Here is an 8,501-nt window from a genome sequence, read left to right as displayed (position 1 = left end):
CGGCGGCTATTCGGCATCGACTTCAGCCTCGGATCGGGTGACCGAGTTCGAATATGACAAGATGGGCCGGCGGCGGAAGGAGAAGCGGCTCGCTGTCGAGGCCTGGTCGCTCAATACCGCGAACGGGCAGCTCGCCTCGGCGACCGGCACTTCGATCGTCCAGTACAGCTACAATGCGCTCGGCCAGGTCACGCAGAAGATCGAGGCGACCGGCGAGGCGATCAGCTACCTCTACGACAGCGCCGGGCGATTGACGGCGGAGCATCGCGCCAGCTTCGTCGACTTCCTGGGCAGCACGGTCACGCCGTCGGTCCGCTATTATTACAACAGCCTCGATGGCCTGGTGCGCACCGAGCAGGGCGGCTCGGCCGCCAGCTCCGCCGATCGCGTCACGATGAACGTCTATGGGGCAGGCGGACGGCTGCTCTCCACGACCGACGCGGCCGGCAATGTGCGCAGCTACATCTACGATGCCGCGGGACGGAAGGCGGGTGAATACTATACCCGCGATCTCGGGCGTGACCTGGCCGCGTCGGGCGGGTTGGTCACCGAAGGCCTGGGGTTCGAATATGATCGCGCGGGCAACCTGACGCGCCAGTCGGTCAACACGATCGCCTCCGGCACGTGGAGCGAGATCAGCTACACCAAATCGGCCTACAACGCCCATGGCGAGGTCACCGATCGCGGCGTCAATGGCTGGCAGGAGCAGTTCGCCTATGACGGCGCCGGCCGGCTGATCCGCAGCAATTCCGGCGACGGGATCTGGCGCCATTATGTCTACGACGCCGCCGGCCGCCAGACGCTGGTGATCGAGAGCGAGGGCGCCGCCGTCTCGGGATGGAGCCAGGCGACCGCGGTCGCCAATGCCGCTGCCTCGGACGTCAACGCGACCGTCACGCGCTACGACGCGCGCGGGCAGGCGCTGGAGATCATCCAGCGGCTGCGCGAGACCGGGGTCGGCAGCGCGCGCCAGGACATCGTCATCGATCGCGACTACAACGCGTTCGGCGAAATGGTGCGGGAGGAGGACCCCTACAACCGGCGGACCGACTATAGCTACAACAGCATGGGCCGGGTGACGCAGATCCAGCGGCCGACCGTCACCGTCACTGCCGAGAACGGCACCCAGTCGACCGTCCGCCCGACCGAGAAGCTCTTCTACGACATCTCGGGCCGCCTGATCGGCACCCAGGACGCCAACAGCGTCGCCGCCGGCGCATCGTACAAGACCACGCGCCAATTGCTCGCCGGCACCGGCTATGGCGACGGCGAGGCGATCGTCGTCAAGGAATGGCACCCCGACGGCGGTTCGCCGGTCAACAAGTACGACGTGTTCGGCGATCTCCGGACGGCGATCGACGAGGTCGGCCGCACCACTTGGATGAACTATGACAAGCTCGGTCGCCTCCTCCAGCAGACCGACCCCGAGAGCCGCACCCAATATTACGCCTATGACCTGCTCGGCAACCGCACCGGGCATTGGAACAATGTGGTGGGCTATGCCGGGCGCGAGCGCACCGAATATGACGCGCTCGGCCGCGTCACGCTCCAGGTCGGCTATGGCGACGACAATGTCGGTCGCGACACCATCACCACCAGCTATGCCTGGGAAACGGGGTTGGCCACGTCGGGCATGGGGACGTTCGGCGGCTGGCTCGCCACCACCACCTATGTGAATGGCCTCTACAGCCAGGAGCGCACCGACATGTTCGGGCGCGAGACCTGGAAGCGCGATCTGGGCGGGCACATCACCACCACGGCCTATGATCTCGCCGGGCGCATCGCGAGCAAGACGGTCACCGATCCGGCCAACGGCGCGACCGACACGATCAGCTATACCTGGCTCAACACCGGCCAGGTCGGCCAGGTCACGATCGGCGTCGACACGTCCGCCTCGCAGGGCAATTTCACCCAGGACCGGACGAGCTACACCTACGATCTGTCCGGCAACCGGCTGACCGAGGTGTTTACGCGGCTCACCGGTGCGATGGTCGACTACGGCTATTGGGAATACGACTATAGCTACGGCTATCCGGACCAATATTGGGTCTCGGACTGGCAGTACGAGACCTCGCTGGTCACCATCTCGAGCCAGTCCGCCAGCTATGACGAGCTGGGCCGGCTGACCTATTGGTCCGCCGCGGCCACGAGCACCATGCCGGCGGCGAGCACCAATTATTATTACGACGCCAATTCCAACATCCGGCGCAGCCTGGCGAGCTTCAGCTGGCTCGACCAGAACGGCACCGCCTATTCGTCATCGGGCTCGCAGGATTACTGGTACCGCTATGACAGCATGAACCGGGTGGTGACCGCCAAGGGCGTCCAGACCGGGAGCGGCATCGTGCGCGGCGGCCAAGGCCTCGACATCGCCTATGACGCCGCCGGGCAGCGGACCCAGGCGCTCAGCACGACCACGGCCTGGGGGCAGGTCTATGTCGAGGTCTACGATCCCGACATGTATGACGGCTGGGGCGGCTATACCTGGCAGTATCAGGACGTTTCCTACGAGGCCGACAACCGCGAGGACTATACCTATTGGGGCGACGGCCAGCTCAAGGACGTCCGCGTCGCGCAGAGCGGCTACACCGACAATGGCGACGGCACGATCACGGTGACTGCGCCCGCGGCGACCGGGCTGCGCAAGGCGGACTATTGGTACGACGCGCAGGGCCGGCTCGAACGTCAGATCGACTGGGGCAGCGTCGATCCGGACATCTATGGCAACGGGGCGGTCGATTCGGCGCTCTACGACCGGAGCCTCACATACAATGCCAAGGGGCAGGTGACGTTCGAGCGACTGTTCCAGCGCCAGGGCGGGATCACCCAGACCAACGATACCACCAGTCTCTACGGCTCGGGCTCCAGCTATGCGCTCGGCGCGGTGGTCAGCGTCACCACCCAGGCCTGGCGGAGCGACGTGCCCTATTCGGTCTCGACCACCAACAACACGTACAAATGGTATGACGGCGCCGCTTTGGCCTCGACGCAGGTCACCGGCACCACCAGCGGCACGACCACCTACAATTACAACAGCTTCGGCCAGCTGGTCAGCGCGTGGATCTCGGACGGGCGCTCGCGCAGCATCTTCTTCACCAACGACGCCAACGGCCAGGCGATCCGCCGCGACGAGCAGGACTATGTCGGCCAGGGCGACCCGCACGAGGTCTGGTACCGCTTCGCCGGCCGCGAGATGGGCTATACCGGCAACAACGGCACGCTCGAGACCGATTATGTGAGCTCGGTCGCCAGCCGCCCGCTGACCCCGGGCAACGGCGCGTTCCGGGGCGGGGCGACCTACGGCGCGGCCCACGCCGATTTCGACCAATTCTACAATCCGGTCACGTCCCACGAGCAGGGCGGGGCGGGCGGCAGCTACACCGTCCAGGGCGGCGAGAGCCTGTCCTCGATCGCCGCCCAGCTCTGGGGCGATTCGAACCTCTGGTACCGCCTCGCCGAAGCCAACGGCCTCTCCGCCGGCTCGGCGCTCGCCGAGGGCCAGCGCCTGACCATCCCCGCGGGCGTGATGCGCTCGTCGTACAACGCCTCGACCTTCGCCCCCTACGACCCAACCGCGGCACTCGGCGACACCAGCCCGACCACGCCGACTCCCCAGGCGCCGCGCAAGGCTAAGGGGAATAATTGCGGGGTGTTTGGGGCGATCCTCATGGTCGCGGTCGCGGTGGCGGTGACGGCCGTGACTGCCGGAGCCGCTGTAGCTGCGATGACGCCGGGCCTTTCGTTGGGGCAGGGGATCGCTGTCGCCTTCGGTAGTTCGGTGACGATCGGTGCAGGCGCCAGCGCCACCGTTGTTAGCGCCACGACAGTCGGCCTCGCGGGATTCGGCGCTCTAGGCGCAGCGGCGGGGAGCCTCGCCAGCCAAGGCGTGGGTATTGCGTTGGGAATACAGGATCGGATCAACTGGAAGGGCGTGGCGCTGGCTGGTCTCTCGGGCGGGATAAGCGGCGGCCTTGCCGGAACCGGCGCGTTCAGCGGTCTCGGCAAGGTTGCAGGTGCGGGTCTCCGCGGCGCGCTTGCCAACGCTGCCACACAAGGGATCGGCGTTGCGACCAAGCTCCAGTCCAAATTCGACTTCGCTGGCGTCGCCGCAGCTGGTGCGGGAGCAGTGGCGGGGGCCTGGACCGGGGGCAAGCTCAATGCGGGCTCGCTGAGCGACTTGTCTGCGCGCAATATCGCCGCCAACGTCATGACGAGCGCCGCCGCTGGCCTCGCCAATGCCGCCAGCCGAAGCCTCATCGAAGGTTCCGATTTCGGTGACAACCTGTTGGCCGCTTTGCCGGATGTGATCGGGGGCACGATCGGGAATCTGGTAGCTGATAGGCTTGTCAGCGCTGGGAGAAGAACCGGAAAGCCGATCAATGCGTTGGCGGAAACTAAAGTACAAGAAGTTCTGGTCGGTGGCCCCGTCGCCGCAATGGCTTTCCAACAAGAGATACCCGTGGTCTCAGGTGGTGAAACTCCGAAGAGTGTTGCTGAGGCCGAGCGGATGATGGCTGAGGACCTTCAGCAAGTGCGTGGTTCAAATGCAAGTGCTTCAGAGAAAGCTATTGCTGAAGCTAAAGTAAGAGCTGCGTATATTCCTTATTTAGCAGCAGGAAGCGCTAATGGCGGTATCGATAGCTCGCTAAACCTACTCAATGGCACCGTATCAGCGCTGGATTATGCGGTTGATTATTGGGGTAATCAAATAAATTATTTGGCAAATGATTCCTTGTATGGGCAATATATTGGACGCCCTTTCGCTGAGCTCGCAGAGCCGGTGGTCGATTTCATTGGTGGCGCCTTAAGTGATCCGGAAGTTGGCCGCCAAATGATAGCAAGCGGCAATCCGCCGATCGAACTGGGTGGTCTTGCATTTTACACAATTGCTGAATTGTCTCAGGGCGCGAAGGCTGCTTGGGGTGTGCTGGCGAGATCGTTCACCGCAGGGGGAGTGAATGGCACTTCTTCCACCGTCGTAGCGGCGAGGGCGCGGCAATGGACCATGTTGCAGGATAATGTCGGATTCAACATTAGCCCCATAGCATGGGACCAATACCCTACCATTGGCCGATCTGGCACGTTCGTCACTGACCGCGCCGGCGCCATGGGATATTTTGGAGACGTTTCGGGCGTATCCAAAATTACCGTATCGCCAGCAGTTGTGGGTCGGATTGAAGCCGATATGGGTTTGGTGCCCGGCGCACTTCAGGGCGGTTTCAAAGTCCGCCAAGTGACTGGCCTTCAGGCTAGCAATCCCTATAGTCCCATGACTGGCAATCAATATTTCTTAGGGGCGGGCAACCACCTTCCCGGCGGAGCGCCGGAGATGGTGATAAACTCCATTCCGACGGTCGATAGCGGAGCGGTGACCACGGTTCTGCACGTAAAGGTTAAATGATGAAAATGCCGTCTGAAGAGATCGTTGTGGTTGACCTCGCAGGGGACGTTGTGAAGCTGTATTCAGCTTCTTATGCTCGTGATGATGAATTGTGTAAGGAGGGGTTTCGCAGGTCTGGTAGTTATTTGAATCGTGCAATTGCAAATGACGTAGATCGTAGGTGCATTGTAAAATTTCTTATAGGAATAGATGCATTATTTTCTTCTGGGCGTGATTGGAGTCCCGAGGAAATTGTCGATATGTACAATGAGCATGGCTTCGTTGATCAGGGATATCGTATCATATCGTGGATAGAGCCAGACAGGTATGTGATTTCTGCAAGGCGGTTGCCGCAGAGCGGTGGTTCTTATAATTAGGAACTATGACGACAGTTTGCTGGATCCACTAAATTCTTGTCCGCCATGTCCGCCGGCGCTCGGTCGGCCTCGGCCCGGGCTTCTCCGTCGCCATAGCCCTGGATCGGCATCAGCAAGGTGAAGCTGGTTCCGGCCGCTCCGGAGAGGAGCTCGACCCTGCCGCCGATTGCCTCCGCCCGCCGTGCCTGGTTGCCGAGGCCGCGGCCCTCGGTGGCTGCCGCGGCATCGAAACCGCGGCCATTGTCGATGATGCTGACCCGGACGAAGCCGTCGCGCGTCTCGGTCGTGACACGGATCTCGCTCGCGCCGGCATGCTTGATCACGTTGGTGAAAGCCTCCTGCAGGATGCGCAGGATATGGAGCGAATGGCGCTGGTCGAGCCAGGCGAGCGGCGGCACGTCGCGCACGTCCCAGCGCAGCCTTATGCCGGTCGCCTCGAGCCGGGGCTGGAGGCGGAAGCGCAGCGTTCCGAGCAGCAGCAGCAGGTCGGTCTCGGTCGGCTCCATCGAGTCGATCGTGAGCTTGAGGTCGTCGATGCAGCTCTTGAGCAGCTGTGCGATCTCGCTTTCGTCGATCCGGCCGTGTTCGACCACGCGCAGCGCGCTCACGAGCGACGAGCCGAGCCCGTCGTGCATGTCCTGCATCAGCCGCTGGCGCTCCTGGTGGAGCACCTCGCGCCGCTCGATCTCGCGCAGCTTCTCGTGGCTCGCGTTGAGCTCGGCCTCGCGCTCGGCCAATCGCTCGGCGAGCACGGCATTGGCACGCTCCACTTCGCTCACCGCACGCGTGTAGCGGCTCAGCATGATCTGCCAGAACGCCAGGATCAGGCCGATCGAGGCATAGATGTTGAGGAACATGCTCTCGATATCGACCAGGTTCCTCTGGAGCAGGATGTCGTAGCCGCCGAGCGACACGCTGAGCAGGCCCCAGGCGGCGAGCACCGCGCCTTCGCGCGATCCCGCCCGCCAGCTCCGGTAGAGGCCGAGGCCGAAGGCGAGGGCGCCGAGGATCGCCACGACGACATACATGATCGGCGCCAGGAGCGTGGCGTCGAACGTCCCGGCGAAGAGGGGCAGGGTCAGCAGGCCGAACACCAGGCACGTCGCGGCGATCGCGATGGTGAGCAGCGGCTGGCGATGATGGTGGAGGCGGACCAGGAACAGCTGGACGATCAGGACCATCCATCCGATCGAATTGACCGTGAACCAGCCGAACCAGGCATCCGATATCGGCAGCCGGTCCATGCCCAGATAGCTGTGCATCACGCGGAGGAAGGTCACGACGGTCATCGCCGCGAAGAGCAGGTAGAGCGTCTCGTGCCGTCGCCGGAGCCAGACGAAGAAGGCGAAGACCCCCGTCGCGAGGAACATCGCCGAGCTGATGTACGGCAACTCGGTCTGCAGGAAGGTGCGCAACATCTGTGCCGCGCCGAGCTGGCCATAGTCGCCGATCCACATCGTCGAGAGCGCGCCGCCGATGCCGCGGACGTGGCGCATGCGGACCAATATCTCCCTGGGCGGCGTGGTTTCCGCAGCGTCCTCGAGCGGAATCCACAGCGGACGGTTCGATCCGTTCCACTGCAGATTGGCGTGCGACTGGTAGAAGAGCCGGCCGTCGACATAGATCGCGATCTCGCCGTCGGTCTTCCAGCGCGGGACGTAGAGATAGGAATCGGGCGGCGCCGGATGTGCGGGATCGAGGCGGAAATGATACCAGGTCGTCCGCGTGGGCAGCGCGCCCGCATCGCCCGGCGTGGTCGGGATGCCGGGCCGCGGCGCATGGGGCAGGGCGACCGTCTGCCATTGCCCCCGCAGCGTGCGCCAGTCGACATGGCGGGGCGGGGGCGGATAGCCCTCGCCGTCCTGGGCAAGCAGGTCGGCCTGGACGAGGTGGATGCCCTGCGGCCGGCTGAGCAGGTAGATGCCGGTCAGGAGCAGCGCCGCCGCGATCGCAGTGAGGAGAGGGGTGCGCAGCGCCCGGTGCAATGCCATGTCTACAGGATTCCGTGGCTGCGGGCCTCGTAGATCGCCTCGGCCTTCGAGCGCACTTCGAGCTTCTGGTAGATCCGCCGGACGAAGGTCATCACCGTGTTCCGCGAGACCTGCATCAGCTCGGCGATCTCGTCATAGCTGAAGCCTTTGGTGATGAGCTCGAGCGCCTCGCGCTCGCGCGGCGACAGCGGCGAGGTGAGCGGAGGCTCGGGCAGTTGCCGGACAGGCTCCGCGGGGCGGAAGCGCAACAGGATCTGGCGCGCGATCCGCGGGCTGATCGGGCTGCCGCCGGCATGGAGCGCGCGGATCTCGTCGACGATCTTCTCGGGCGAGCTGTCCTTGAGCAGATAGCCGGCCGCGCCCGCCTCGATCGAGGCGATGACGTGCTTCTCGTCGGCGAAGGTGGTGCTCACCATGATCCCGCATTCGGGCCAGGCCGCGTGCGCGGCGCGGATCACGTCGATGCCCGATCCGTCTGGCAGGCCGAGATCGATCACCAGCACGTCCAGCGGGTCGTTCCGGAGCATCGCGCTGGCCTGGGCGACATTGTGCGCCATGCCGATGAGCACCATGTCGCTCGCGCTTTCCAGCGCGGCGGCGAAGCTGTTCTGGAAGGCGATGTCGTCCTCGACCAGCGCGACCTTGAGCAGCGGCGGTACGGAATCGGGCATCGGGACATCCTGGAGCGGCCCGCGCGCCGGGGCGCGGCCGGATCGGCGATCGGACGAGCGTCCGGCGACGCCCCTGTTCCGC

General features: G+C 64.3%; 3 protein-coding genes. 1 reads left to right on the top strand and 2 read right to left on the bottom strand.

Annotated features, from left to right (window positions below; genetic code table 11):
• Positions 1–37: 37 nt before the first annotated feature.
• Positions 38–5,401, top strand: a complete 5,364-nt coding sequence (locus tag MT490_RS02260) for a LysM peptidoglycan-binding domain-containing protein (protein WP_297383892.1) — start codon at positions 38–40, stop codon at positions 5,399–5,401.
• A 352-nt stretch (positions 5,402–5,753) separates the two neighbouring features.
• Here the strand turns inward: MT490_RS02260 and MT490_RS02255 are convergent, their stop codons facing one another.
• Both MT490_RS02255 and MT490_RS02250 read right to left on the bottom strand, forming a co-directional pair.
• Positions 5,754–7,748, bottom strand: coding sequence for a sensor histidine kinase (locus MT490_RS02255; protein ID WP_297383890.1), 1,995 nt, complete (start codon positions 7,746–7,748; stop codon positions 5,754–5,756).
• 2 nt (positions 7,749–7,750) lie between these two features.
• Positions 7,751–8,419 carry a response regulator transcription factor gene (locus MT490_RS02250; protein ID WP_297383888.1) on the bottom strand — a complete coding sequence of 223 codons (669 nt, stop codon included), beginning with the start codon at positions 8,417–8,419 and terminating at the stop codon, positions 7,751–7,753.
• Between the last annotated feature and the right edge of the window lie 82 nt (positions 8,420–8,501).

This window comes from Sphingomonas sp., from assembly GCF_026460985.1.
GTDB lineage: Bacteria > Pseudomonadota > Alphaproteobacteria > Sphingomonadales > Sphingomonadaceae > Sphingomonas.
Note: the sequence above shows the minus strand (reverse complement) of the source record. Positions and strands in the feature narration are given on the sequence as shown.

Coding starts and splice junctions, on each gene's coding strand:
- MT490_RS02250 (WP_297383888.1), bottom strand. CDS start 8,419: ATGCCCGATTCCGTACCGCCGCTGCTCAAGGTCGCGCTGGTCGAGGAC.
- MT490_RS02255 (WP_297383890.1), bottom strand. CDS start 7,748: ATGGCATTGCACCGGGCGCTGCGCACCCCTCTCCTCACTGCGATCGCG.